Annotated in this window: 25 protein-coding genes and 1 pseudogene; 4 read left to right on the top strand and 22 right to left on the bottom strand. The window is 33.9% G+C overall.

Annotation, left to right across the window (positions count from 1 at the left end):
* Window positions 1–18: 18 nt before the first annotated feature.
* The 13 genes from ADIWIN_RS12180 to pdxA form a co-directional block, all read right to left on the bottom strand.
* Window positions 19–729: a methyltransferase domain-containing protein gene (locus ADIWIN_RS12180; RefSeq protein WP_040757207.1), complete on the bottom strand. Its 711-nt coding sequence runs from the start codon at window positions 727–729 to the stop codon at window positions 19–21.
* The gene (locus ADIWIN_RS21935; protein WP_020897480.1) at window positions 726–1,046 is read right to left on the bottom strand and encodes an NAD(P)/FAD-dependent oxidoreductase; all 321 of its coding nucleotides are present in this window, start codon (window positions 1,044–1,046) and stop codon (window positions 726–728) included. The genes ADIWIN_RS12180 and ADIWIN_RS21935 overlap by 4 nt, the downstream gene beginning before the upstream one ends.
* A 377-nt stretch (window positions 1,047–1,423) precedes the next feature.
* On the bottom strand, window positions 1,424–1,858 hold the full coding sequence (locus tag ADIWIN_RS21930) for an NAD(P)/FAD-dependent oxidoreductase (protein WP_020897479.1): 435 nt from the start codon (window positions 1,856–1,858) through the stop codon (window positions 1,424–1,426).
* Between the two features lie 95 nt (window positions 1,859–1,953).
* Window positions 1,954–2,403 (bottom strand): GreA/GreB family elongation factor, encoded by a 450-nt coding sequence (locus ADIWIN_RS12170; protein ID WP_020897478.1) that lies wholly within the window; start codon window positions 2,401–2,403, stop codon window positions 1,954–1,956.
* Window positions 2,400–3,083: a monofunctional biosynthetic peptidoglycan transglycosylase gene (gene mtgA / locus ADIWIN_RS12165; RefSeq protein ID WP_020897477.1), complete on the bottom strand. Its 684-nt coding sequence runs from the start codon at window positions 3,081–3,083 to the stop codon at window positions 2,400–2,402. The genes ADIWIN_RS12170 and mtgA overlap by 4 nt, the downstream gene beginning before the upstream one ends.
* Window positions 3,084–3,086: 3 nt before the next feature.
* Entirely contained in the window at window positions 3,087–4,202 is a 1,116-nt protein-coding gene (locus ADIWIN_RS12160; protein WP_020897476.1) for an NAD(P)/FAD-dependent oxidoreductase, read from the bottom strand.
* 52 nt (window positions 4,203–4,254) lie between these two features.
* Complete coding sequence (locus ADIWIN_RS12155) at window positions 4,255–6,960, bottom strand: reprolysin-like metallopeptidase (protein ID WP_020897475.1); 2,706 nt, start codon at window positions 6,958–6,960, stop codon at window positions 4,255–4,257.
* Window positions 6,961–7,090: 130 nt separating this feature from the next.
* The gene (gene accC / locus ADIWIN_RS12150; protein WP_020897474.1) at window positions 7,091–8,443 is read right to left on the bottom strand and encodes an acetyl-CoA carboxylase biotin carboxylase subunit; all 1,353 of its coding nucleotides are present in this window, start codon (window positions 8,441–8,443) and stop codon (window positions 7,091–7,093) included.
* A 76-nt stretch (window positions 8,444–8,519) separates the two neighbouring features.
* On the bottom strand, window positions 8,520–8,993 hold the full coding sequence (accB, locus tag ADIWIN_RS12145; RefSeq protein WP_020897473.1) for an acetyl-CoA carboxylase biotin carboxyl carrier protein: 474 nt from the start codon (window positions 8,991–8,993) through the stop codon (window positions 8,520–8,522).
* Window positions 8,994–9,024: 31 nt separating this feature from the next.
* Window positions 9,025–10,020 carry a beta-ketoacyl-ACP synthase III gene (locus ADIWIN_RS12140; protein WP_020897472.1) on the bottom strand — a complete coding sequence of 332 codons (996 nt, stop codon included), beginning with the start codon at window positions 10,018–10,020 and terminating at the stop codon, window positions 9,025–9,027.
* Between the two features lie 177 nt (window positions 10,021–10,197).
* Window positions 10,198–10,401: a 50S ribosomal protein L32 gene (rpmF, locus tag ADIWIN_RS12135; RefSeq protein WP_020897471.1), complete on the bottom strand. Its 204-nt coding sequence runs from the start codon at window positions 10,399–10,401 to the stop codon at window positions 10,198–10,200.
* Between the two features lie 8 nt (window positions 10,402–10,409).
* On the bottom strand, window positions 10,410–10,949 hold the full coding sequence (locus ADIWIN_RS12130; protein WP_020897470.1) for a YceD family protein: 540 nt from the start codon (window positions 10,947–10,949) through the stop codon (window positions 10,410–10,412).
* A 79-nt stretch (window positions 10,950–11,028) separates the two neighbouring features.
* The gene (gene pdxA, locus ADIWIN_RS12125; RefSeq protein WP_020897469.1) at window positions 11,029–12,069 is read right to left on the bottom strand and encodes a 4-hydroxythreonine-4-phosphate dehydrogenase PdxA; all 1,041 of its coding nucleotides are present in this window, start codon (window positions 12,067–12,069) and stop codon (window positions 11,029–11,031) included.
* A gap of 51 nt (window positions 12,070–12,120) precedes the next feature.
* Here pdxA and ADIWIN_RS12120 point away from each other — a divergent pair.
* Window positions 12,121–12,710 (top strand): annotated as a pseudogene (locus tag ADIWIN_RS12120) (riboflavin synthase).
* On the opposite strand, the gene ADIWIN_RS12115 reads toward ADIWIN_RS12120, so the two are convergent.
* The 4 genes from ADIWIN_RS12115 to ADIWIN_RS12100 all read right to left on the bottom strand — a co-directional run bounded on the left by ADIWIN_RS12115 (window position 12,707) and on the right by ADIWIN_RS12100 (window position 17,109).
* Window positions 12,707–12,913 (bottom strand): hypothetical protein, encoded by a 207-nt coding sequence (locus tag ADIWIN_RS12115; RefSeq protein WP_235047109.1) that lies wholly within the window; start codon window positions 12,911–12,913, stop codon window positions 12,707–12,709. The pseudogene ADIWIN_RS12120 and the gene ADIWIN_RS12115 overlap by 4 nt on opposite strands.
* Window positions 12,914–13,144: 231 nt before the next feature.
* Window positions 13,145–15,643 carry a TonB-dependent receptor gene (locus ADIWIN_RS12110; protein WP_040757204.1) on the bottom strand — a complete coding sequence of 833 codons (2,499 nt, stop codon included), beginning with the start codon at window positions 15,641–15,643 and terminating at the stop codon, window positions 13,145–13,147.
* Window positions 15,630–16,535, bottom strand: coding sequence for a FecR family protein (locus ADIWIN_RS12105; protein WP_020897464.1), 906 nt, complete (start codon window positions 16,533–16,535; stop codon window positions 15,630–15,632). The genes ADIWIN_RS12110 and ADIWIN_RS12105 overlap by 14 nt, the downstream gene beginning before the upstream one ends.
* A 55-nt stretch (window positions 16,536–16,590) precedes the next feature.
* On the bottom strand, window positions 16,591–17,109 hold the full coding sequence (locus ADIWIN_RS12100) for an RNA polymerase sigma factor (RefSeq protein WP_040757202.1): 519 nt from the start codon (window positions 17,107–17,109) through the stop codon (window positions 16,591–16,593).
* Window positions 17,110–17,500: 391 nt separating this feature from the next.
* Between ADIWIN_RS12100 and ADIWIN_RS12095 the strand changes: the two genes are divergently transcribed.
* Together ADIWIN_RS12095 and ADIWIN_RS12090 are read left to right on the top strand one after the other, a co-directional pair.
* The gene (locus tag ADIWIN_RS12095) at window positions 17,501–18,583 is read left to right on the top strand and encodes a hypothetical protein (RefSeq protein ID WP_040757266.1); all 1,083 of its coding nucleotides are present in this window, start codon (window positions 17,501–17,503) and stop codon (window positions 18,581–18,583) included.
* A gap of 35 nt (window positions 18,584–18,618) precedes the next feature.
* Window positions 18,619–19,095, top strand: a complete 477-nt coding sequence (locus ADIWIN_RS12090) for a hypothetical protein (protein ID WP_020897460.1) — start codon at window positions 18,619–18,621, stop codon at window positions 19,093–19,095.
* 123 nt (window positions 19,096–19,218) lie between these two features.
* Here the strand turns inward: ADIWIN_RS12090 and ADIWIN_RS12085 are convergent, their stop codons facing one another.
* The 5 genes from ADIWIN_RS12085 to ADIWIN_RS12070 form a co-directional block, all read right to left on the bottom strand.
* Window positions 19,219–20,076 (bottom strand): EcsC family protein, encoded by an 858-nt coding sequence (locus ADIWIN_RS12085; RefSeq protein WP_020897459.1) that lies wholly within the window; start codon window positions 20,074–20,076, stop codon window positions 19,219–19,221.
* A 222-nt stretch (window positions 20,077–20,298) separates the two neighbouring features.
* Window positions 20,299–21,669 (bottom strand): spondin domain-containing protein, encoded by a 1,371-nt coding sequence (locus ADIWIN_RS12080; RefSeq protein WP_020897458.1) that lies wholly within the window; start codon window positions 21,667–21,669, stop codon window positions 20,299–20,301.
* A 99-nt stretch (window positions 21,670–21,768) separates the two neighbouring features.
* Window positions 21,769–22,701 carry a HAMP domain-containing sensor histidine kinase gene (locus ADIWIN_RS19665; protein WP_020897457.1) on the bottom strand — a complete coding sequence of 311 codons (933 nt, stop codon included), beginning with the start codon at window positions 22,699–22,701 and terminating at the stop codon, window positions 21,769–21,771.
* 83 nt (window positions 22,702–22,784) lie between these two features.
* Window positions 22,785–23,246, bottom strand: coding sequence for a hypothetical protein (locus ADIWIN_RS19660; protein WP_020897456.1), 462 nt, complete (start codon window positions 23,244–23,246; stop codon window positions 22,785–22,787).
* 6 nt (window positions 23,247–23,252) lie between these two features.
* Entirely contained in the window at window positions 23,253–23,960 is a 708-nt protein-coding gene (locus ADIWIN_RS12070; RefSeq protein WP_020897455.1) for a winged helix-turn-helix domain-containing protein, read from the bottom strand.
* 371 nt (window positions 23,961–24,331) lie between these two features.
* Between ADIWIN_RS12070 and ADIWIN_RS12065 the strand changes: the two genes are divergently transcribed.
* A complete protein-coding gene (locus tag ADIWIN_RS12065; RefSeq protein ID WP_020897454.1) occupies window positions 24,332–24,841 on the top strand; it encodes a patatin-like phospholipase family protein in 510 nt (169 codons plus the stop codon).
* Window positions 24,842–24,921: the final 80 nt, after the last annotated feature.

The following is a 24,921-nucleotide window of genomic DNA, read 5'->3' as shown; positions in this document are numbered from 1 at the left end:
ACAAACCTGCACAAAGACTCAACTTCGAATAAGCCATTGATAACGAAAAGCCCATTGCCAACGAATCTCTGATTTTAGATGTAATGTATTAGAATATGTTTCCAAATCCTTTCGGCTAAAAGCTCTTAAAATTGAAGTTAATCCGTCTTCAACTATCATATCGTTAGAAATTGTTAATCCTAATAATTGAAATAACCTATAAGCTATTTTACTACGCTGCAAATCGTTAACCACGATTCCTAAGTTAGCATTTGTTGAAAGACGTTTTAATAAACTTAAAATATCGTTATCCTTAAAATGATGCAAAAACAAGGTGGTTAAAGCGATATCAAACTCTAAAACTTCAAATTGATCTGAAAAAACATCAATGCTTTCAAAGCTTAATTCCGGAAATTCAGTTGACAATTCGTTGGCATAAGCAATAGCATCTGCATTAGCATCTATTCCAATTAATTTAAAATTGTACTGATGCTTTCTTCCATAGTTCGCTACTAATCTTAAGATATCTCCATGACCACAACCTAAATCTATAATGGTGTAGGTTTTATCTTTAGGTTGATTTTTTAAAAGTTGAGCAATGCCATTTAGAGTTACCCGATTGCCACCCAACCATTTATTAATGTTACCGAGTTTATCCAAAGTATCCCGAAGCAATTCTCCATTAAGAGAAAAATCGTCCATGATTTCGGTTTTACTACTTCTATGTGCTGTGTTTATAAATAAGCTCATTTCATATTCATAGGTTTACCATGTGTCATTTTAATAATCATTGGCATTAAAAACGGGAACCATCGCAATACCGTTAACAATTTTGGAGACAACCAATCTTGTCTAAACAAATACGCAATGCTATGTCCTGCTTTTAACCTTAGACCGAAAGTTTTCTTCCAACTTTTAGTGTATCGATTTTCTAGTGTTTTGCGCAATTCAATTTTTCCTTGAAGATAATCAATAATCAATTCAGATGCTAATTGCGCACTTCTTATTGCCATTCCCATACCGTTTCCGCATAGCGGATGAATCATACCAGCCGTATCTCCGCACATTATGATATGGTTTTCTACAGGATGTTTCGTTTCGAAAGAAATTTGACTTATGGTTATTGGCTTTTCAAATTGTGGTATTGTAGTCTTAAAAAGTCTCTTTAATTCGGAATTTTTAAAAAGGACTTCTTCTTGAAATGTTGCAATGTCTTTGTAGGTTTTGAAAGCTTCAAAATTAGTAATGTAACATAAGTTAATATGATTGTTTTCTACTTTTGAAACACCACAGTAACCTCCTTTAAAATTATGTAATGCAACTTTATCCTCAGGAAAATCTCCTGAAACATGAATTTTAACTCCTAAATATGGTGACTTCTTTTTAATGAATTTTCTATTAAACTGAATATCTAAATTTGAGCGTTTGCCATATGCTCCAATAACTATTCTAGCTTGAAAACTTTGATTCGTTTTTGTTTAACTTGAAAGTTGTCTGCTTCAAAATTCACATCCACTACAGAATCTTGAAGTACGGAAACACAGTTTTTAATAGCTAATTGATACAGTTGAAAATCCATCTCATAGCGACTCATGCCAAAACCTCCAAGCGGTAAATTAGCTACAATGCTTTTATTGTTATGTGTGGTTAATTCGAAATTAGAAATTTGTTTTGCTCCGAATTCAAAAGGATTAAAACCCAAAAATTCTAAATAAGGCAATACTTCGTTAGATACATACTCTCCGCAAACCTTATGTTTTGGATACTCATTTTTCTCGATGAGTAAGACTTCTAATTTAGATTTCGCTAAATGAATTGCACTTGTTAATCCGGCTAATCCTCCACCAATAACGATAACATCAAAGTGTTTTTTCTTCATTTAAAGCTTTTAGTAAAACATAAAATTCTTCGTGCTGATTTACATGTTGTTAAGTTACGTTAGAAAAGAAAGCAATAATAAGAGTTTAACGTTTACTATTCGATTTTAGTAATTGTAAACACATCATCTCTAAATTGAACCGTATCACCAACAGATTTTGAAAGTAATAATTGTGCCATCGGTGTCGCCACCGAAATTGCATAAATTTTAAAATCTTTTAAACTGATTTCACCTGCACTAATAGCTATAAAATAATTGGCTTTTGATGTGAACACCACACTACCAAATGCCACTCTTTGATGCTTAGATTCGGTATTAATGTTCTGAAGAATTTCTTTTTGCTTTTCAATTTCAGCTAATTGATGACCGGCTTTCTCACGTTCTAACTGTAACATCGCTCTACCTGTTTCGTGCTTGTCTCCTGCACTACTTTTTGTTTCAGACTCTAATGAATATTGAATGTCTGAAATCGTTGTTGTAACCGTTAATAATCGGTCGTCAATAAACTTTATACAGGACTTATATAATTCTTCTTTTATATTCATTCTTTAATCTTTAAGTCTAATTTTCCGTAAAATCGCATCTGTTTTACAATCCATTGCTTTCGCTTTTGAATATATGATGTCGCTGGATTTGCACGATATTTTCTTGGGTTTGGTAAAATAGAAGCAATTCCGGCAGCTTCATAAGCATCTAAACGAGAAGCCGGTTTTTTAAACCAATACTGTGCAGCAGCTTCTGCACCATAAATGTCGGGCCCCATTTCAATACTATTTAAATACACTTCGAGAATGCGTTCTTTGCTCCAAATTGTTTCAATTAAAAACGTAAAATAGGTTTCTAAGCCTTTACGTAACCAGCTACGATCTGGCCATAAAAATACATTTTTTGCTGTTTGTTGGCTTATAGTGCTTCCGCCCTTAATGCGCTTACCTTTTTTATTGTGTTCATACGCCTTTTCAATAGCTTCGACATCAAAACCGCTATGTTGCAAAAATTTCTGATCTTCACTACAAATAACTGCTAATTGCATATTTTTTGAGATATTATCTATTGAAACCCAATCGTGTTTCCACATTTTAGACGCTTCGGTATTTTCAAAATATCGAATAACCATTAGCGGTGTTACAGGAACAGGAACATACTTAAAAAGCACCACGAACCCAACTGAAAGTATAATGCTCCAAATAAATAATTTTGCTATAAATCGAAAAATTCTCTTCATCCTTTAATCTAATAAATCTGCTAATTGTTTTCCGATTGTACTACCGATTGCAATTCCCATTCCACCTAATCGCACTCCACAAAACACGTTATCTGATAGTTGTTTTACAATTGCTTTTTTCTGTTTGCCAACTCCCATTATGCCACTCCATCGATAATCTATTTCAAAATTAGTATCTGGTAAAATAGTGGTTTTTAAAAGCTCGTCAAGCTTATTTTGAATAAGAGTAGTTTCTCCAAATTCTGTAGTTTCCTCGGTTTTAAAATCGAGATTTCGACCTCCACCTAACAAGAGTCTGTTGTCTATATTTCTAAAATAATAATACCCTTCATCTAAATGAAATGTTCCTTTAATATGTAAATTTTCAATAGGTTTTGTAATTAAAACTTGCGCTCTAGCTGGTTTTACTTCAGAAATATTGAGCTGTTTTGCAAATCCGTTAGTAGCAATAAAGAGTTTTTTTGTTGTTATATCGAAATGATTCGTCTTCATTTTTACCGAATTTGAATCTTCAGAAAACACTTCAACTGTAGTATTATTCAAAATTTTTACACCTAAAGATTGGACTTTATGCAATAAAGCATCCATCATTTTCCCTGTATCAATTTGTCCTTCAAAAGGATTAAAGCTATAATGGGATTTTATCTTTTTGAATCCAAAGCTATTTTCCTTAAACGAAAAAACCTCAGTATTAAAAAGTGGATACAATAATTGATTAATGTATTCTTGTTTATCCACACATAAATTATATAACCTTTCATCAGAACCTAAAAACAATTCATAACCTCCAAGATTTTGATAACCTATAACTTCATCGCCTAGAGTTTTACGAAGCAATTGCAGTCCAGAAATTCGTTGCCTAATTAAATCTAAAACTTCAATTTCCGAATGATGGTTTAAATCGTCTATAATTTCACTTAAACTTCCAAAGCATGCAAAACCTGCATTTTTAGTACTAGCACCTTGTGGAAGTATTCCTTTTTCAAGAATTAAAATCTTAGAATTTGGAAATCGTTGTTTTAGTTGTAAGGCACAATTAAGACCCACAATGCCGCTTCCAACAATTGTAAAATCAATGTTAGTTAGCCAGTTTTTTATTTCCCAATATGATAAATTCATAGCATAAAAAAAGCTCCTGATTTAGGAGCTTTTAAAGTAATAAAATATATTCTTAATCTACTATAATTTTCTTAGTCACTTTTTGCGCTCCATCCGTAATAGTTAACAAATAGACACCAGATTGTGCATTGTTAAGTTGAATCGTTTCTTCAAACCTGCGGACGTTAGTATAGTTTTTAGTATAAATTGATCGGCCTCTAATATCATAAACAACGACAGAGATATCCTCACCTGATTTTGGATTAAACTGAATATTAAATGCACCATTATTTGGATTTGGATAAATACTTAATTGATCTAGTTCGTTATCTTCAATAGATAATACCGCTTCAACAGAATTTTCACAAACCTCAATTGTTACAGAGTTAATTGAACTAACCGTATTATTTACTGTTCTGTCAAAAATGAAAAATGTCCAAGTACCTTGAGAATCCGTACCATTTACGGCAGATAATGCATCTTCTGGAATAACACTATCTCCATTACTTAAAGTAGCACAGTTAATTGCTCCTCCGTCATCGTCAAAAACAAGATTTGGATTGGCACTAAAGGAACATTCTAGAGAAGCCAATCTAATAAGGAACGTTCCTGAATAAGCGGGATGCCTTAAACCATAATTTAAATCTCCACTGTTTGGATGGGTAACATCTACTGTAATATTTGCATCTGTCATAATTAAAGACGTTGGAACATTAAGATTAAATCCTATATAAGTATCTGTCCTTTCAGGTACTGTTACTCCCAAATCAAATGTATAACTTTCACAGACTTGAACTGTATCATAAATATAATTACCGATTGCAAAAAAGGAAGTGTTAAGATTAAAAAAGATATTTCCTGCACCTTCAACCATAATTCTACATTTTGCTCCGCTTACATTAGGTACAACAATCTGGTGAGAGCCGTCATTTGGAACATTAGTAGCTAAAAAAGTATCGTACGTTAAACCTTCATCGGTTGAAAGACGAATGTTAACATTGGCTGTATTAACTCCGTTACTTGTTGTACCAGCAACATTCCAAGTTATGGTTTCTGTTTCACCTGGTGTCCAAACTATTTGATTTGTGCTTTGTGATGTTACTGTAAACGGACCTGCTGCTGCAATATTAGTAATGGTCATTTGATCTGAATCTGTTTGCCCCCCTCTCGCATCATTATCTCTTACGGTTAATACAAAATTGATATTACGACTAATAGTTACTAATTTTTCCCAAGTTGTTGATATCCCACCATTTCCTAAAATGTCTTCTAATCTCGGTACGTATCTCACAGGATTATTAGTGCCTTCAAAAGATCTTACTAACGGACCGGTAGTTGTAGTTTCAGTTGGTAACCCAGCAGTCCCTAAATCGTACTGCTCCCATGTGTAAGTTAAAGTTTCCAAGCCATCTACATCGCTAGTATTACTGCCATCTAATAAGTACGGTGTACCTTGAGGTATCACATAATTAGCGCCTGCATCTGCAACTGGTTCTAAATTACCCGTAGCAACTCTATTTACAGGGCAAGCACCTGTACTTGTTACGTGATTCCATATCCTATTTATACTATTCTGATGAAAATATGCATCACTACCAACCTGTATATTATCCGACCCACATATACCTGCATAAGCCATAATTGTTGAACCACTTCCTGGCTCATAAGCATTAGAACCCGATCTATTTGCTCCTGAACAATTACCCACTGTTCCATTAAAGGTATGTGGAGCACCAAATTGATGCCCCAACTCATGCGCAACAAAATCTATATCAAATGCATCTCCTACCGGTTGTGATATACCAGTAACTCCCCTTGCTTTAGAATTAGTATTACAAGTAACTCCAGGGCTCGCTAACCCACCTGCACCTGTACTAAAGGTATGACCGATATCGTAGCCTGCCGAAGTTATAGCCGCATTAATAACGCTTTGGCTTTGACTAATTAAAACCGAATTACTATTGTTTGAAAAAACGTCTGTTTCCCCATCAGTATATATAATGCTGGCATTGTCTGCTACTAAAGTTAAAGTTATAGATAAGTCTCTCTCGTAAATACTGTTAACTCTATTTAATGTTACCACTATTGCTGCCATGGCATCAGGAACCGTTCCTCCATGGAATTGCGTATATTCACCTGTACATGCTACCGCAATACGATAATTTCTTAAGAGACCATCATCAGCATTTCTCGCTAAAGAATTACTAAAGCTTGTAGTCTCTAATAATGAATCATCATCTATAACACCACATTCAAATTCAAAATCGCTATCGGTTAAATCTCGCTTAGAATAAACTGTATATATATTTCCTTCTTTAGAAAATGGATCGATAAACTGAGTGCCATAAGATGTTCCTAGAAAAATAGCATGAAAGCCTTTAGGTGTAATACTAAATCTAATTATTTCTGTAGGATTATCAATTCCTTGACCAGCATAAGTTCTCATATTTGGAAACTGAGCCTGAAGTTCTGATTCCATAATTGAAGCTTCAAAAACCTTAAACCGATTTAGTTCACCTTCTGAATTTGGAAAAGAAATAATTGTATTTCCTGTGTTTTCTCTGTTTCCTATATTTTGAATCGCGTTTTTTAAGCCTTCAATATTTAATTGGAAAAATTTCTCAGATTTAAGATTTATTTTTCTAAAAACTTGTTTGGATTGTTTTGCTTTCGATTCATTAACACTAGTCCACAATTCATCTGATGTTTGTGAAGTTGCTGAAATGGAAAAGAATACTATTACAATAGTTATACTTTTTATTAAGTAGTTTTTAAACATCGTTCCTTATTTTTTAAATAATCTTTAAAGTTAAGCTATTTAATTTATTAATAATAAATCACCCATAGCCGAATACGTATAGAAACGGACTTAAACAAAAAAAACCCAAACTTACATTTGGGTTTTAATTTTAATCTTCAATCTCTTTTTGTATTTTGAAATCTTCCATGAACTTAGTGGTATAATTACCTGCTAAATAATCTGGATGATCCATTAGTTGTCTATGAAATGGAATCGTGGTTTTAATCCCTTCAATTACAAATTCATCTAACGCACGTTTCATCTTATTAATAGCTTCTTCTCTAGTCTGAGCTGTTGTAATCAGCTTTGCTATCATAGAATCATAGTTTGGAGGAATAGTGTAGCCAGCATAAACATGCGTATCTAAACGTACTCCATGTCCACCCGGAGCATGCAATGTTGTAATTTTTCCCGGTGAGGGCCTAAAATCATTAAACGGATCTTCAGCATTAATTCTACATTCTATAGAATGTAATTTAGGCGTATAATTTTTTCCGGAAATTGGTACTCCTGCTGCTACTAATATTTGTTCACGAATTAAATCGAAATCTATAACTTGCTCTGTAATTGGATGCTCTACTTGAATACGTGTATTCATCTCCATAAAGTAGAAGTTTCTATTCTTATCTACTAAAAATTCTACAGTTCCGGCACCTTCATATTTAATGAATTCTGCTGCTTTTACAGCAGCTTTACCCATTTTAGTTCTCAATTTATCAGTCATAAATGGAGAAGGCACTTCTTCTGTTAGTTTTTGGTGACGTCTTTGTATAGAACAATCACGCTCAGATAAATGACATGCTTTGCCACGAGAATCACCTACAATTTGTATTTCAATATGGCGTGGCTCTTCAATAAGCTTCTCCATATACATATCATCATTCCCAAAAGCCGCTTTAGATTCTGCACGCGCAGATTCCCATGCATTTTGAAGATCCTCTGCTTTCCATACGGCACGCATTCCTTTTCCACCACCACCTGCAGAAGCCTTCAGCATTACAGGATAACCAGTTTCTTTAGCTACTTTTTTACAATCTTCAAAAGTTTCTATTACTCCTTCGCTTCCAGGTACACAAGGTACACCAGCAGCTTTCATAGTTGCTTTAGCATTAGCTTTATCCCCCATTCGGTTAATCATCTCTTCAGATGCCCCTATGAATTTAATCCCATGCTCTTCACATATTTTTGAAAATTTTGCATTTTCAGATAAAAATCCATAACCAGGATGAATCGCATCTGCATTTGTAATTTCTGCAGCTGCAATGATATTTGATATTTTAAGGTAGGATTCACTACTTGATGGTGGTCCAATACAAACAGCTTCATCTGCAAACTTAACATGAAGACTTTCTGCATCTGCTGTAGAGTATACAGCTACCGTTCGTATGCCCATTTCCTTACAGGTTCTAATAACTCTAAGCGCTATTTCCCCTCTATTGGCTATTAATATTTTTTTAAACATAACTTTTATGTATTTAAAATTTCAAATTCCAAATTCCTATAAGTTTAGAAATTATACTTTGGAATTTTAAATCGGGTTATGATGGATCTACCAAGAATAAAGGCTGATCAAACTCTACTGGAGACGAATCATCAACAAGTACTTTAACAATTTTACCAGAAATTTCTGATTCTATCTCGTTAAATAATTTCATTGCTTCGATAACACAAAGTACATCTCCTTCTTTAATATCTGTACCAACCTCAACAAAAACTGGCTTGTCTGGAGATGGTTTGCGATAAAATGTCCCAATTATTGGTGACTTTATAGTAATGTATTTTGAGTCTTCAGCAGGTGCAGGAGCTTCTTGTACAGGTGAAGCTGCTTGTTGAGCTGGCATCTGTTGTTGCATTACTGGAGCTGATTGCATTGGCATTTGTTGTACAAATGTCGTCTCGCTTTCTGAACCAGTTCTGATGGTGATTTTAATATCATCCATTTCTAACTTAACCTCGCTTGCTCCAGATTTAGCAACAAATTTAATTAAGTTCTGAATTTCTTTTATATCCATAATTTTAGATATTTTGTTAGTTAGTTTTTAGTTAGGAGTTATAAGCCCACTTAAGATAAATAGAGCCCCAAGTAAATCCACCACCAAAGGCAGCAAATATAATTTTATCACCTTTTTTAAGTTGTGATTCGTAGTCGAATAATAATAAAGGCAGTGTTGCAGAAGTGGTGTTACCGTACCTCTGAATATTCATCATTACTTTATCACTTTCTAATTCAATTCTATTGGCTGTAGCATCAATAATACGCTTGTTAGCTTGGTGTGCTGCCAACCATGAAATATCATCGTTTGTAAGGTTATTTCTTTTCATAACCTTTTCAGCGACATCTGCCATATTGAAAACAGCATTTTTAAATACTGTTTTTCCATCCTGAAAAATATAATGTTTACCTTCCTTGAAGGTATCTTTATTGATAGGGTATGAAGAACCACCGTAAGTCGCTTGTAAAAAATCTCGACCTTCGCCGTTACTTCTCAATAGCTCATCTTGCAAACCTAAACCTTCATCATTAGGCTCAAAAAGAACTGCTCCTGCTCCATCACCAAAAATAATGCAGGTTGCTCTATCTTCATAATTAATAAATGATGAATTTTTATCCGCTCCTATTAGAAGAACTTTCTTGTAGCGTCCTGCTTCTATATAAGCTGTTGCTGTTGACATGCCGTAAAGAAAACTAGAACATGCCGCTTCCAAGTCATACGAAAAAGCATTTACAGCTCCAATTTGTGTTGCTGTATATGCAGCTGTTGCAGCCGCTTTCATATCTGGCGTTGCAGTACAAACAATAACTAAATCAATTTCTTTTGGATCTAATCCTTTTTTTTGAATTAAGTCTTCTGCTGCTTTTATGGCTAAAAACGATGTGCCTTTTCCTTCTTCTTTAAGAATTCGACGCTCCTTTATACCTGTTCTTGATGTGATCCACTCATCATTGGTCTCAACCATAGTTTCGAGGATTTTGTTCGTTAAAACATACTCAGGAACATAGCCTCCGACAGCTGTAATTGCTGCTGTGATTTTACTCATTATTAGCTTTTAGATTAATTAAAAGTATGAAAAATCAATAAAAATGTTTCGTTTTATTCAATTTTCCTCGTTTTCTAGCAAATAGTAACGCAAAGTAAGTGGTTTTTGCTCTATTCAAAAAATAATAACAAAAAAAACGCTCACATAGGAGCGTTTTCTTGTATGCATGCATAGTACTTATGCTGCGTTTTCTTCTTCAACAGAGTTGTCAATTAGAACTTGACCTCTGTAATATAGTTTACCATCATGCCAATGAGCTCTGTGGTATAAGTGTGGCTCACCAGTTGTAGGGCAAGTTGCTATTTGAGGTACAGAAGCTTTATAATGTGTTCTTCTTTTATCTCTTCTTGTTTTCGATATTTTACGCTTTGGATGTGCCATTTTAAATGTTATTTATCCGTTAATAGTTTTTTTAAATTATTCCAACGAGGATCAATATCCTCTGATGATTTTACTTTGTGGTCCTCACTTGGACTTAGTTCTTCTAATTTTGAAAGTATATCGGTCTGTAACGAACCGTCTTCAATACCTGGATGAATTCTTTTTATAGGAACTGCTAAAATAATCAGCTCATATATGTATTGTGCTATATTAATTTCATATTCGCCATGTTGTACAATTAAGATGTCTTCATTCTCGTCATTATACTCATTACCAAATTTAACAACTAACTTAAAATCGTCGTTAATAGCTTGGTTATAGGGTTCATTTGAAATATCACAATTCACATTTACTGAGCCTTTCGCCGAAAAATACAACTCTAAAAGTGTTGATTTTTTTTCGAATTCTAGATCAATTTTAACATCAATTGCATTAAATTCATCATATTCAAAATGCTGAAAGAACGTATTATCAATTTGAAAATCAAAATGATGCATTCCTTCTTTTAATCCTACAAAAGGGATAGTATAAGATTTTAATGCCTTCATTATCACATTCAATTTGAGCGTGCAAATATATAAATTTTTCCTTACTTAAAGCCTAGATATCAACAAATTTTGTTTATAACTATCTAGAAGCCTTTTTTAAGGGGTTTTTACTATAATAATTGTAGTCTTCTCTATGTCTAAAAATTTCGATTGCAGTAAAGATTGCTTGTTTCATTGAGCTTTCATCTGCAATCCCTTTTCCTGCTATCTCATATGCCGTACCATGATCGGGTGAGGTTCTTACTTTATCTAGACCAGCTGTGTAATTAACTCCCTTTCCAAAAGCAATAGTCTTAAATGGAATTAGGCCTTGATCATGATAAGAAGCTATTATGGCATCAAAATTTTTATAGGCATTAGAACCAAAAAAGCTATCTGCAGAATAGGGCCCGTAAACTAAAGTGCCACCAGCTTTAATTTTTTCTAAAGTAGGTTTTAAAATAGTATCGTCCTCATTACCAATTACTCCATTATCACCGGCATGTGGGTTTATAGCCAAAACAGCAACCTTAGGTTTTCTTACACCGAAGTCTTGTATTAAAGATTTAGTAACCGTTGCTATCTTTTCTATAATGAGGTCTACAGTAATCGCATTGCTGGCATCTTTAAGCGGTACATGGTCTGTTAAAAGTCCAACTCGCAATTCATCAGAAACCATAAACATTAAACTTTTTCCATTTAAGGCTTTAGCTAAATAATCTGTATGGCCAGGAAAGTTAAACTTTTCCGATTGAATATTATGTTTGTTAATTGGAGCAGTAACCAATACGTCAATCGTTCCTTCTTTTAAAGCCTTGGTAGCCGCTTCGAGAGATTTTATAGCATATTCTCCTATCTTTTTGTCCTCTGTACCAAATTCAATTTTTACAGGTTCGCTCCAAACTTCAACCACATTAACTTTTCCGTGAACCACTTTTTCAGGAGTATCAATACTAAAAAAATTAATTTTACTATTAAAATGGTTCTTAAAGAACTGCATTGTTTTAGCCGAAGCAAAAATTACAGGAGTATTTAATTCTAAAGATCTTGGATCTTCGTAAGCTTTAATCACTATTTCTGCACCAATACCATTAAGGTCACCAATAGAAATTCCTACAATTATCTTTTCGTCTTTTTTCATTTTTTGTCTTTAACTTTGTAACTGCAAATTTAACTAAATAAAGTACAAATTATGTTTACAGGCATTATAGAAGATCTCGGAACAATTGAAAAACTAGATAGAGATGGTGGAAATCTTCATATTACGGTACATACCTCTATTACAAATGAATTAAAAATTGACCAAAGTGTCGCTCATAATGGCGTCTGTCTAACCGTTGTTGGTATTACAGGAGATACTTATACGGTTACAGCAATCCAAGAAACACTTGATAAAACCAATTTAGGCTTGCTTAAAGAAAAAAATGTGTAAATATTGAACGTGCCATGAAACTTGGGGACCGATTAGATGGTCATATTGTTCAAGGACATGTTGATCAAATTGCAACTTGTATTGATATAAAAGAAAATGAAGGTAGTTGGGTTTTCACCTTTGAATATGATAAGGAACTTAATAATATTACGATCGAAAAAGGATCCATTACAGTGAATGGAGTGAGTTTAACGGTTGTAAATTCTCAGTTGAATCGCTTTTCTGTAGCCATTATACCTTATACGTTTAATCATACCACGTTTAAGACATTACAAGTTGGAGATACTATAAATTTAGAATTTGATGTCATAGGAAAATATGTGAAACGCCTTAATGACTTAAGAAATTAAGCTGTTTGCTTAGATATTTTATACGACTTATAGACACCATAGCACAAAGCAATTATAAATAAAGCTACAATACCTCCATCAATAGGAAGGCCTGGTGGTGGTGGTGGCGCTGGTGGTGGTGGTACTCCCGTACCGCTCTGAGCTATAGATGCAAAGCTAACGAAAACAACTAAGATAGAGGCGAACATATTTTTCTTGTGCATGCTATAAATTATAGTGTAAAAGTATAAAAAAAAATGAGTTAACAAAATTAAATGAACTAAAAAACATCTTTAAACGGTAAATTTTTCCGACAAAGTGCATAAAATGAGGTTTAAATAGGGAAGTTACCTACATTTTTGTTTTTACTTAACGCAAATATAATATTAAAATTATATAAAGAACACAGTGTACTCGCTCAACGAACAAAATAAGCGTTTAACTACCAAAGGTTTCTAAAAATAAAGTCGAAAAACGGCATTAGTAGTAATACCTAACGAATATCTAGAAAAATTTATAGCATTAGCCTCTGCATCAATTCTATAATAATTATTTATTGGATTTTCAATATCAGAGATGTTCCAGGCAGAAATACCCACTTCTGAACGTAAGGTTTTATTTATTTTAAATTTATAAAGCGCGGAAGCGTCAATTCTTAAATAATCTTGCAATCTTTCGTTATTTGCGCTATCAAAATTGATATCATTATCTGTAACTTCATTTTCTAATAATGGTATCGATGTTGGTTTCCCTACCCTATAATTTAATCCCGTAGATATATTCCATGAATCATTACTATATGTTGTGCCGATTGTAAACGCATGCGTAATATCAAAATTACTAGGGAATTCAATTTCTTCAAGACTTTCAAAGGTGTAATCGTTTTTTATATATGAATAACTCAACCACGTATTTAGATGATTGAAATTTTTCCGGACTAAAAATTCAGCTCCTAAAACATCATAGCTTCCTTTTTCTTTTTCAAATTCATACTTCGTAGTAAATCCTTGGCTTTGTGTGGTTATGCCATCAACTTTTTTGTAATATGCTTTGACATCAATTAACCAACCTTTGTTTTTATAAAGCAATCCTAATGAGGCTTGTTTACTTTTAATTATTGGTATACTATCATTATCAGTAAGTTGCCATCGTCGCTTTTCTACTCCTAAAAAATCATTTTGGAAATTGATAATTTGCGAGGTGTTTTGATGTTTAAACTCGCCCAATGCTTCTATTTCAAAATGATGACCTAATGCTTTTCTAACGCTTAAACGCGGTTCTATTAGTAACTCATCAAATTTTTCAATATAATTAACTCTAACCCCAAAATTTATGTTAAAATCTTTGTTTTCATTTCTAAACTGCGTTTGTGCAAAGACAGCTTGTTCTCGTAAAACTTCAGAATCACGTCTTACAAATCTTGGGACATCAATATCATTTAAGTTTGTAATTTCCGATTCAATAAAATTATAGCCCAAATTAAATTGCCATTGGTTTTGAGTATAAAACCCTTCCAATTTTGCCGAAGTTTCAGACACTATATTTTCTTGCAAGAAGCGTTGTTCTGCCATAATATTAGCATTTACAGCTTGTAACTTGTAATCTGTATTATAAATATTGAGAACTGTGCTCAAATTATCGTTCCATTGTCGTTTATAATTTAATCCTGCAGAAATACTCTTTTGAGAAATACTACTTTCTCGAGTTTCTTCTACTCCATTAAAAAGGGCAGATTCATCAAAGGTTAAATCGTTATGAACTAGCATGAAATTTAATCGTACAAAATCCTTATCCGATGGTTTATAAAGCCACCTTAAAGACGCATCATAAAAATCGAAGGCTTGATTTGAGTTACTAACATTAGATGTGTTTTCTGCTACTTCTGTATCTTGTGTCACACGTTCAAAATATGTTTTGTAGGTTGGTGTTCTTACCAATTCATCAATAGATTTACGTCCTGCAATTTGAACTGAAGATTTTTTACCAATTGGTGCATTTAAAAATAAATCGGCATTAAGAAGGTTCATTCCAAAGGAGCCTTTAAAATTGGATTCGATTGTTTTACTAGATTGCATATCAATAGTTCCTGAAACTCCATCGGTATAAGACGCATCTGTACCGTTATTAATTACGGTTGCCGTTTGCGTGATTTGCGGATTGAAACTTGAAATAAGTCCAAAAAAATGACTGGATTGATACATTTTTATCCCATCCCAAAGCAATAAATTCTGGTCGTGAGACCCTCCTCTTATATTAATATTGGAAACCGTTTCATCTACACTTAGTACACCAGGCAATGCCTGAACCGTATGTAACACATCAGACTCTATAAGTCCTGGCAGCAACGTAAACTTACTATAATCAATAGCTATGCTTCCGTCTTGTTGTTTCTCTATACCTTTAACAATATAGCCGTTGAGCACTACAGAACTAAACACCTCAGCTTCTTCAATTAAAGTAATAGCCTCACAACTATTTAATTTAAAAAACTTGGCTTGACGCTCTATGGTTTTAAAACCTATAAATCGGATGGTAAGAAGCGTCGCTAATGATGGTACTTCGATTTCAAAATAGCCATCATCATTAGTTACAGTGTAATTGTGTTTAGTATTGATGGTTGCTCCATAAAGCGGATTTTCTAGGTTGTCTCGCAAATAACCACAAATTGTAACAGGTTTGGTGATACTAAAGACCACGTCGCTAATTTTAGTAAAAATTAAATTGGTCTGTTGTTCTAAGGTTTCAATTTTTGTATTAAGACTTAGATCGTCAGCTAAAGGAATAACATAAACCTCTTTTAGAAGGTCACTTTTATAATTGAAATTAACATTATGACTTTTAGAAATCTCATTAAGCACTTGTATGATCGATATTTTTCCATCATTAGTTTGTGCCTTTACTGAAAAGCAAATTAATACACTTATTAAAAAAGTTATATACTTAATCTTTAGCATTGTGTATGACGACCTCTTTATTATTTATAATTTCATAGGTCAAACCAAGCGGCTGTGTAATTGATTTTAAAGCATTATTGAGATTATCGTGCTCAAATGCGCCTGTAAATCTCAACGTATTTGCAGCAATGGAATCCGTAATTGTGATGTTATATTGATTTTCGAGCTCTAAAAACACTGCTTGTACTGACGCATCTTTAAATACACTCATATTTTTAAGCCAATACGGTTCTGCTATAGCAATGTTAGATTTTTTAGCAGTTCCTGATTTTAAAATAAACTCTGAACCGGCTGGTAATTTAATAATCGCATCGTTATAACTGACTTGCACCAAACCTTCATAACAGGTGACTTTAAAAATGCTATCCTTTGTAAACACATTAAACTCGGTTCCTAAAACTGTTACTTTTCCAAATTCAGTATTGACATCGAATTGCTTTCCTTTTTCGACATCAAAAAAGGCTTCTCCTTTTAAATTTAAGATTCTTTCGTTATCCCAATTTGGGGAGCTGTAGGTAAGTTGAGATAACTCATTAAGTTCTACTCTAGAATTATCAGGAAGCATAATGGTTTCTTTTTGTGCTAAATCTGTTGCAATTGTATTGGTATTAGCTCTATTTAAAAATAAAAATAAGGTTAAACCAATAACAAAAACGGCTGCAAACCGTGATGCTATCTTCATCCAATTTATTGACGCTACTTTTTTGTCTTGTAATTGACTTTCTAAAGCTTCAAACGCAGGCACTTTTGCATTATGATGACCACTAAACCGCTGTGCTTCTTCAGCTATTTCCTTATACAGCTTTGCATCCTCTAAAGCATTAAAAGCTTCCGTCTCTGCTTCAGATAAGTTGTTGTCCAACCATTTTTTTAGTAAATATTCTTTGTCCATAACTTGATGCTATACTTATAAAACAACTCAACTTTCAATTGTCCCAAAATTATTTTCAATTCAGTTCTTCCAATTGATCTTTCAATTTATTTAAGGCGGCATAAATTCTGTGTTCAGCTACTTTTTTGGTAATATTTAATAACTCCGCTATTTCTTTATGGGTTTTCCCATCGACCTTACTTAGAAGAAAAGCCACACGTTCTTCTTCTTTTAATGTTGACAAAGCTGATTCGTAACGCTTTAAAAATTCCTTTTTACGCAACATGAATTCTGGAGTCTCATTGGTGTAATCCTTAGGCTTTACTTCTTGGTGCTTAAAAACAATCTTTTGGTGCTTCACCTCGTTAAGCATCATATTATTTGCAACCGTATATAAATAAGATTTTGCAGCTTCAGGTGCTACTTTAGCACAATTTTCCCATAATTTAATAAAGGCATCTTGCACTTTATCTGAAGGGTTTAATAAATCACCATACTTGTAATACAAAATAGTACTCATGCTTTGCGCATACTTTTCGTAGAGTTTAGAAAAGCGCAATTTATCACAGATATCCTTGTGGAGCGACTTAGGCAATTATAAGTGGTTTTTGAAGTTTGAATCCCCAAAAGTATGCTTTTTTTTTAAAGACCATGCAAAAGTTACTGTTACTAAAACATGAAATTTAAATTCTAAAATTAGATCGAGAATCACCATCAAAAAATTTAATTAAAATAATTTTGGGAGATTATACAATGTGATTGTTTTAAAACTATACGTTCAATTTAAAATCACATAACACATGAATCAATCTATTAAAAGCAAAAGCAACTATTCAGAATTTGAAACGACTCAAATTCCAATTAAATAAAAAAACAATAAATTTCTTGGGACATTTAATTACTGAGTTGTTCTAAGTATAAAGGCAGTAATTAAAGCGCCTTATAAAATGAAAAACTTAACCATGATCATAAAAAACAAATTAATTATGAAAACTATCAAACCTTATCTTTTTGCCTTATTAGGTTTATTCCTAACGATGACATCTTGTAGAACCGAAGATGATATAAGTATTGATCCACCAGCAGAATCTACATTACAAGCTAATTCAGCTTTGGCAAGTCAGATTCAAAGAGTCACCATGAACGACGGTTCTGTAGATAACGTCGTTTACAATGCCAATTGTTTTACCATTCAACTGCCAATAACAGCAACCATAAATGGAGTAGAATTAACCATTACTAATATTGAAGATTATGACGATCTTGAAGATATTCTTGATGAATTTGATGACGATGATGATACGGTTGTTATCAATTTTCCTATCACTATAATTTTTTCAGATTATTCTGAAATTCAAGTTAACAGTTTAGATCAGCTAGAAGATTATGCTGATGATTGTAATGATGAAAATGAATTTGATGATGATATAGAATGTTTAGATTTTATATATCCAATTTCGGCTTCCGTTTTTAACACCAATAATGAAGTTATTGCAACACTAACATTCACCAATGATTATGACCTTTATGAATTTATTGATGATATAGACGAAGATGATTTAATTGGTTTCGAATTTCCTATAAGTATCATAATTGCTGATGGTACCGAAATTGTAATTAACAATTTTAATCAGCTTGATGATGCCATTGATGATTTTGGTGACGATTGCGATGAAGATGATGATTACGACTATGACGATGACGATTGTACGAACTGTACACCAAGCCAATTAGAATCTATTTTAACAGCTTGTTCAGGTTGGTATATAGACGAATTAGAACGTAATGACACTGATTTAGAAGACAATTATACAGGTTACCTATTTAATTTCTCTACAGATAATTCCGTTACAGTCATTTGGACTGGTAACACTGCCAATGGAACTTGGACGACAAGTGGAAATGGGAATAACATCACAGTAACCTTTGATATTCCAGGATTTGATGACATCAATACTACTTGGAATTTACATGAAATCGATAACGACGATGATGACAACGAGGTGGAAGTCAGCTTTGAAATTGGAGATGATGACGAACTAGAATTTAAAAACGACAATTGTAACTAATCTTTAAAATTAATTAATACCTAAAATTAAATAGTATGAAATCACATTTTATAAAACCCCTATTTACATCCAAAATCTTATTATTCGCTCTTCTAGTTTTCAGCTTATTATCTTGTTCTAATGACGATGATGATGACCATAACGATGATTGTAATACTTGTACTACAGAACAATTAGAAACTATTTTAACAGCTTGTTCGGATTGGTATATTGAAGATTTAGAACGAAACAATATCGATTTAGAAAGCAATTATGTAGGTTACCTCTTTAATTTCTCAGCAGACAATACGGTTAGCGTGACATGGGATGAAAATACAGCGAATGGAACTTGGACTACCAGTGGCACAGGAAATAACATCAATGTAACCTTTAATATTCCAGATTTTGATGATATTAACGCGACTTGGATATTAGACGAACTTGATAATGATGACAATGATTACGATGTTGAAGTCAGTTTTGAAATTGGGACTACTGACGATTTAGAATTCAAAAACAATACCTGTAATTAATCACCTTAATTACACTATTCTAAATTTAAGTTTCCAAACTTAATTGATTAATAGCAGAGCCAACCTTGAAGAAATTCTTGGTTGGTTTTTTATTGAAGACCTAAGAAAAGTATATAAAAAGCCCTACTTCTCTTTAACATCTACGTTTATAGTTTCATAGACCAATTTAACCTCAGCCTCTCCATACTTGCGCTCTAAACGTCTTATGGTAAAATGTGCCGTTGCCATATTCTGGAAATGATCTACAAACACATAATTTAATCCACCTCCTCCAATGGCTCCTACAATAGGTACAGCTTGTGCTAAAAATTTCTCACTGATAAGAAGACTTAATCTCGTCGCAATTTTAGATAAAAAATTACCCACAGCATTAGATCCCAAAGCACTTGCTCCTTTTACCAAACTATCTAAGCTCATTTTTATACCAGCTGCTGACACGTTATTTAATGCTGAATTTAATGCCATACGCGTCGTGTAGTAACTGGCTTCCATACCGTCATCATCTATAGAATCTCCACCAAGCGCAAAAACTTGCAGACATGCCATTTGTCCTTCTAAAGTGTAGATGTCTTCACCTTCGCTTCGTGCGATATCCATAATGGTACGCATTAAAAACTTAGTGGTAAGTGTCACTTCTGAAGCAAAAATAGCAGTACCAAAACCTGTAGAAGACCCGAAAAAACCACTTAATGCTCCTGTACCTGTGACAATACTTTTATACGTGTTTTTTGAAGGCTTTTTAAATGTTTTGTTTTTTTGAATGGTTAATAAATTAGCTTTTATAATTTTTAATAATACCGATTCTGTAATCTTCTGCACTTTAACTAATACTTTTTCTGGCACGTAGCTAATTCCTGTTTCAACCGTATTACCAATTTTATTGACATTACGAATTGCCCAACCTAAATTTTGCATGCTAGATTTTGCGTGCACTAAGGCTTCTTTGTCTTCTGGTGTTATGGGATTTACTGTTAGATTCAAAACATTTCTATTTATTATAATAGGTCGTAAAAACTTAGCAATTGTTACACAGCAATGAAAGACTAGCCACGAACGATATCAAAAAAGGATGCATATCTTCTTTGTTTTTGGCAAAAACGATGCTGCGTCCTTAAATCATATGTTTAGACGTCTTAAGTCACATAAAAAAATCCGCGTTTCACAATTAAGTGAAACGCGGATTATACACTAGGTTTTAAAATTTTAGTTTGGGGTAATTGTAATTCTAAGAACGGTATCAACATTTGGGTAACTATAACCATCGTTAACATTAGATAATAATTGAACTGGTTCCGTTTCATCGATTCCAGTATCGGCAGCTAATTGATTAGTCACTGTATTAGGACCAATAGCAGGCTGTTCGTTAACCTCAGTTCCAGCATCCCATAGGTACACCTCATTTGTAATATCACCACTTAAAGGAGTTCCGTCTGCACTGAATAATTCAATTCCTGTATCTTGAGTTGCAAACAACACATCATTTGTAGCTGCTAACATGCTTGCAAATGATAATCTATTTCCTGCTTCGGCTGTAAAGCTAAACGTGTACGTGTTTCCTGGTAATAAAGGCCCAGGACCACTACCTCCATCTACAGTATTGAACACAGCTCCTGAAATTTGGCCTTCTAACCCACTTAGATTATCAGCTAAAACAGCCGTATTTCCATCTTCAGCGATATGTTCTAATCCTAAATCGAAATCTGTAACTCCCGATGTGAATAATGGCATCGTATTTCCTTCATGAACCACAAAGATTCCAGGAGATGATGGGTAAGTCACTCCAGTATTCTCTGCAGTATAGTCGCTTAAAGGTGCTGCATTTCCGTCTTCAGCAATCGCTTCAACACCTTGTCCGTAATCCGCTTCACCTTCTGTAAACAAAGGATTTTCACCACCATGAATCACATAAACACCAGGTGATAAAGGCGCAACAGAAGTTCCTACGCTAGTCTCTAAACTTGCTGTTGTTAAATCTTCTATAGAAACAGTAAATAGTGTCCCTTCTACATGAGTGATGCTTACAGAAATTATTTCGTTTACCGCTGGGTAATCAAACATAAAACCATTGGTAACGTCCGCAATTTTTAATACGTTTCCGTTTTCTACCGCTCCAGTATCTGGACCAGATTGCATGCCTACAGTATTAGGCCCCACTGCTGGTTCTTCGTTAACTTCTGTTCCCGCATCCCATAAATAAACTTGATCGGTAACATCTTCAGAAATAGGATCTCCATTGTCATCGTAAAACGTAATGCCGTTACCATCAGGCGCAAAAAATAAATCGTTGGTTGCTGCTAACATGGTTACAAAAGATAATTTTTGACTTCTACCGGCATCAACCGTAAATTCGTAACGTTTTCCTGGCGTTGCTGGCCCAGGACTTGCATCGCCTACTGGCGTATTAAACACTCCAGAGTCTATAAAACTATAGGCACTTCCAATATTTTCAATACTTACTGTAAAGTTAGAAGTTTCACTTGGGGTTAAGTTTACTATCGTGCTGTCGTCGTCACTATCGCAACTTGCAAAAAGGGTAATAACGGATAAAAGTGTAATAAATTTAAATTTTTTCATTTGTAAATGTGTTAATGATTATATATCTACAAATATCCTCCGAGAGTATCACCAAATTATAACAACGCCATAACTATAGTATAAACTATTATATAAAATTTATAACGAAGCGGTTCTTTTAAGCACTGGCAGATTAAAATAAAACTCGGTACCCTGATTTAAAATACTATTCACTTTGATAGTTGAATTGTGAAGGTCCATAATCTTTTTAACAATGGCCAAGCCTAGTCCACTACCTTTTGTGGCATCGGAATAGAATTTGCCTTTTCGGTAGCGTTCAAATATATAAGGTAACTCTTGAGATTCTATACCGCTTCCGGTATCGGACACCTTTACCATCACCTGATCATTTGCTGTGTAAAGCTCTAAGGTAACAACATCGCCTTGCTCGCAATGTTTAATCGCATTGTCTATGATATTCTGTAATGCTCTATCGATTAAGGCAATATCCGCGTATACAAAAGGTAAATCTTTAGAGTACACCGTATTTATACTTACTCCTTTATTTTTGGCGATAATGCGGTATTTATCGGCGATATCTTGAATAATTTCTGCCATCTGTAAGGCTTCAGGCTGCACGGCTTTTTGATTGGCTTCCAAAACACTTAACTCAAACAAATCGTTCACCAATTTCTTAAGACGTTCCGAATTTTTAAGCACTATTTCCATGTAACGCTGCTTTTCTTTGTCTTCTAGGCTGTCTCCTTTAATCATGATGGTTTCAACAAAACCTTGAATAGACGCAATAGGTGTTCTTAGATCGTGAGAAATATTTGCAATAAGTTCTTTACGCAAGTTGTCTACACTCTGCAAATCTTGAATATTACTTTGAATGGTATCGGCCATGTCGTTATAGGTATTGGCCAATAATCCCATTTCGCCATGCTGCACACCTGCAACACGAGCATCATGATCCCCATTTTTAAAAGATGTAAACGCCGCAATAATTTTATTGAAATTTCTTGTGATAATATAAATGGAAAGCAACGCCACCAATAAGGCTGCAAATAGTGCATATAAAATATTACGCATGCTGAGTTTACGAATATAACTGGCCTCATGTTTATTAATTAGCGAGTCGTAATCGTTACCACCAACGATCGTATAGATGTAACCTACTTTTTTATCTTTATAAAGGTAAGGTGCTGCTGAAAATATTTTTTAGTTCCCGGTAATTTTGGGTCGTCACCCTTAATAAACACCTCTCCATCTTGGGCGATAAATTCGGTTACAGGTTTTAAGTCAATGCGTTTTGCTTTCACCTCTTTATTCATGGCAACATGCTTAAGAATGTTCCCTTCTAAGTCTAATAAGTAGACTTCAGTCGCAGGATTAGTGGCCATAACATGATGCATTAAACTGCTCATTTTAGAACCCACTACCGAATCGCCGTCGTAGAGTCCTTGGATTTCTTCAACAATAAATCCTGAGACATTTTTATTTAAGCCTTGGGTAATTTCGTCGTGATAATCTTCTGAAAGCTGTGTAGATGTTTTGGTAATTAAAAAAGCAAGTGCTACAAATAAGAGGGTGAGCACACCAGCAATTTTGTAGAATAAGGTGTTTTTTGTTTTCATAAGGTCTTAGGATTCAGAAAATCGGTAGCCCACTCCCCAAGTGGTGAGTATGTATTCAGGGTTTCCAGGGTCTTGTTCTATTTTTGCGCGTAAGCGGTTAATATGAGAATTTACAGTATGTTCGTAACCTTCAAACTCATAGCCCCAAATGCGGTGTAATAATTGCGCACGGCTATAGGTTTTACCAACGTTATTGGCTAATAAACAGAGTAATTCAAATTCTTTGGGCGTAAGATTAAGTCGCTCACCTTGTAATTCTACTTTTCGCATTTCCTGATTGACCACAAGATCTTTACGCGTTAATACCGGTAAATCTGGGTCTTCTTCTGAAGTCGTGCTTGCTGTATCAAAGCTTTGGCGCCTAATGATCGCTTTTACACGGGCTTGCAATTCACGAACACTAAAGGGTTTAGTCATATAATCGTCTGCCCCAGTTTCAAGACCTAAAATCTTGTCGATCTCATCGCTTTTACTAGTGAGCATGAGTATGGGAGTATTAACTTTTGAAGCTCTTAACTCTCGACAAATATCTAAGCCTTTTTTACCAGGTAACATTAAATCTAAAATAACAAGATCATAAGCATTTGTAGAGGCTTCTAAAAAACCTTCGTTACCATTATAACAACTTTTTACGCTTGTTTGATCGTCTTCAAGGTTTATTGTAACCAATTCTGCGATATGCACATCATCTTCAACAACTAGAATTTGAACCATTTTCAATTTATTTTGTGGGCAATCTAGTCCTAAAGTATCATAAAAGTATCCCGATACTATGTTATTTTAAAAACAACATCTGCTTAGATTACAGGTTAATACTTGCAATAGACGAAAGAAGCTGCAGATGCTTTCAAATAAGTTGAGCAATAAAAGATTTACTCCCAAAATTTTTCGATTTCTTCAAGGGATTTGCCTTTATTTCAAAAAAAATATGATAATCTGTTATAGCTTATCCACTATATTCTAAAAATACCGATCTAATTACCTGCTTTAATGAATTGTAGTTACGTAGAACCTTATTAATTCTTTGTCAGACAATCCATTTAAAAATCAGCTAATAAGTCGACGCAACTTTGTACTTTTATAACATGAATATAGGATTAGTACTTTCTGGTGGTGGTGCTCGTGGAGCAGCACATATAGGCGTCATTAAGGCACTAGAAGAACACGGCATCTTTCCTACACATATTGCAGGCACAAGTTCTGGTGCTATTGTAGGAGCCCTTTATGCCGCTGGTGTACCTTGGTCAGAAATATTAACGTTCTTTAAAACTATACCGCTTTTTCACACTAAAAGGTATGCGCGAAATAAGCCTGGATTTTTAAATTCTGACAATTTTTATGAAGACCTCAAAACATATTTTCCGAAAGATAATTTTAATGATTTAAAAAAGCCTTTATTCATTCCTGCAGCAAATATTATTGATGGAACGTCTAAGATGTTTAGCAAAGGACAACTTATAAAACCGATTATAGCTTCTGTTTCTTTTCCTGGTGTGTTCACACCAACCGAAATTAATGGACAGTTCTATGTCGATGGAGGCACCTTAAATAATTTTCCTGTAGAACCCTTAAAAAAGACTGTGATAGAATTATAGGTGTATTTGTTAATCCTTTAAAAGAGATTAGCATAAAGGACTTAAAACACTCTTAATCATCAATATAACGCGCTTACAAT

The organism is Winogradskyella psychrotolerans RS-3 (assembly GCF_000427335.1).
In the GTDB taxonomy this organism is placed as follows: domain Bacteria; phylum Bacteroidota; class Bacteroidia; order Flavobacteriales; family Flavobacteriaceae; genus Winogradskyella; species Winogradskyella psychrotolerans.
Note: the sequence above shows the minus strand (reverse complement) of the source record. Positions and strands in the feature narration are given on the sequence as shown.

What these genes read in the sequence shown, in the direction of transcription:
- ADIWIN_RS21930 (WP_020897479.1), bottom strand. Translation starts at nt 1,858, where the DNA reads ATGAAGAAAAAACACTTTGATGTTATCGTTATTGGTGGAGGATTAGCC.
- accB (WP_020897473.1), bottom strand. Translation starts at nt 8,993, where the DNA reads ATGGATATAAAAGAAATTCAGAACTTAATTAAATTTGTTGCTAAATCT.
- ADIWIN_RS12115 (WP_235047109.1), bottom strand. Translation starts at nt 12,913, where the DNA reads ATGCACAAGAAAAATATGTTCGCCTCTATCTTAGTTGTTTTCGTTAGC.
- ADIWIN_RS12130 (WP_020897470.1), bottom strand. Translation starts at nt 10,949, where the DNA reads ATGAAGGCATTAAAATCTTATACTATCCCTTTTGTAGGATTAAAAGAA.
- ADIWIN_RS12170 (WP_020897478.1), bottom strand. Translation starts at nt 2,403, where the DNA reads ATGAATATAAAAGAAGAATTATATAAGTCCTGTATAAAGTTTATTGAC.
- ADIWIN_RS21935 (WP_020897480.1), bottom strand. Translation starts at nt 1,046, where the DNA reads ATGTGCGGAGATACGGCTGGTATGATTCATCCGCTATGCGGAAACGGT.
- rpmF (WP_020897471.1), bottom strand. Translation starts at nt 10,401, where the DNA reads ATGGCACATCCAAAGCGTAAAATATCGAAAACAAGAAGAGATAAAAGA.
- ADIWIN_RS12070 (WP_020897455.1), bottom strand. Translation starts at nt 23,960, where the DNA reads ATGGTTCAAATTCTAGTTGTTGAAGATGATGTGCATATCGCAGAATTG.
- ADIWIN_RS12160 (WP_020897476.1), bottom strand. Translation starts at nt 4,202, where the DNA reads ATGAATTTATCATATTGGGAAATAAAAAACTGGCTAACTAACATTGAT.
- pdxA (WP_020897469.1), bottom strand. Translation starts at nt 12,069, where the DNA reads ATGAAAAAAGACGAAAAGATAATTGTAGGAATTTCTATTGGTGACCTT.
- ADIWIN_RS12180 (WP_040757207.1), bottom strand. Translation starts at nt 729, where the DNA reads ATGAGCTTATTTATAAACACAGCACATAGAAGTAGTAAAACCGAAATC.
- mtgA (WP_020897477.1), bottom strand. Translation starts at nt 3,083, where the DNA reads ATGAAGAGAATTTTTCGATTTATAGCAAAATTATTTATTTGGAGCATT.
- ADIWIN_RS19660 (WP_020897456.1), bottom strand. Translation starts at nt 23,246, where the DNA reads ATGAAAACAAAAAACACCTTATTCTACAAAATTGCTGGTGTGCTCACC.
- ADIWIN_RS12110 (WP_040757204.1), bottom strand. Translation starts at nt 15,643, where the DNA reads ATGCTAAAGATTAAGTATATAACTTTTTTAATAAGTGTATTAATTTGC.
- ADIWIN_RS12105 (WP_020897464.1), bottom strand. Translation starts at nt 16,535, where the DNA reads ATGGACAAAGAATATTTACTAAAAAAATGGTTGGACAACAACTTATCT.
- ADIWIN_RS12080 (WP_020897458.1), bottom strand. Translation starts at nt 21,669, where the DNA reads ATGAAAAAATTTAAATTTATTACACTTTTATCCGTTATTACCCTTTTT.
- ADIWIN_RS19665 (WP_020897457.1), bottom strand. Translation starts at nt 22,701, where the DNA reads ATGCGTAATATTTTATATGCACTATTTGCAGCCTTATTGGTGGCGTTG.
- ADIWIN_RS12140 (WP_020897472.1), bottom strand. Translation starts at nt 10,020, where the DNA reads ATGAGTAAAATCACAGCAGCAATTACAGCTGTCGGAGGCTATGTTCCT.
- accC (WP_020897474.1), bottom strand. Translation starts at nt 8,443, where the DNA reads ATGTTTAAAAAAATATTAATAGCCAATAGAGGGGAAATAGCGCTTAGA.
- ADIWIN_RS12155 (WP_020897475.1), bottom strand. Translation starts at nt 6,960, where the DNA reads ATGTTTAAAAACTACTTAATAAAAAGTATAACTATTGTAATAGTATTC.
- ADIWIN_RS12095 (WP_040757266.1), top strand. Translation starts at nt 17,501, where the DNA reads ATGAAAACTATCAAACCTTATCTTTTTGCCTTATTAGGTTTATTCCTA.
- ADIWIN_RS12065 (WP_020897454.1), top strand. Translation starts at nt 24,332, where the DNA reads ATGAATATAGGATTAGTACTTTCTGGTGGTGGTGCTCGTGGAGCAGCA.
- ADIWIN_RS12090 (WP_020897460.1), top strand. Translation starts at nt 18,619, where the DNA reads ATGAAATCACATTTTATAAAACCCCTATTTACATCCAAAATCTTATTA.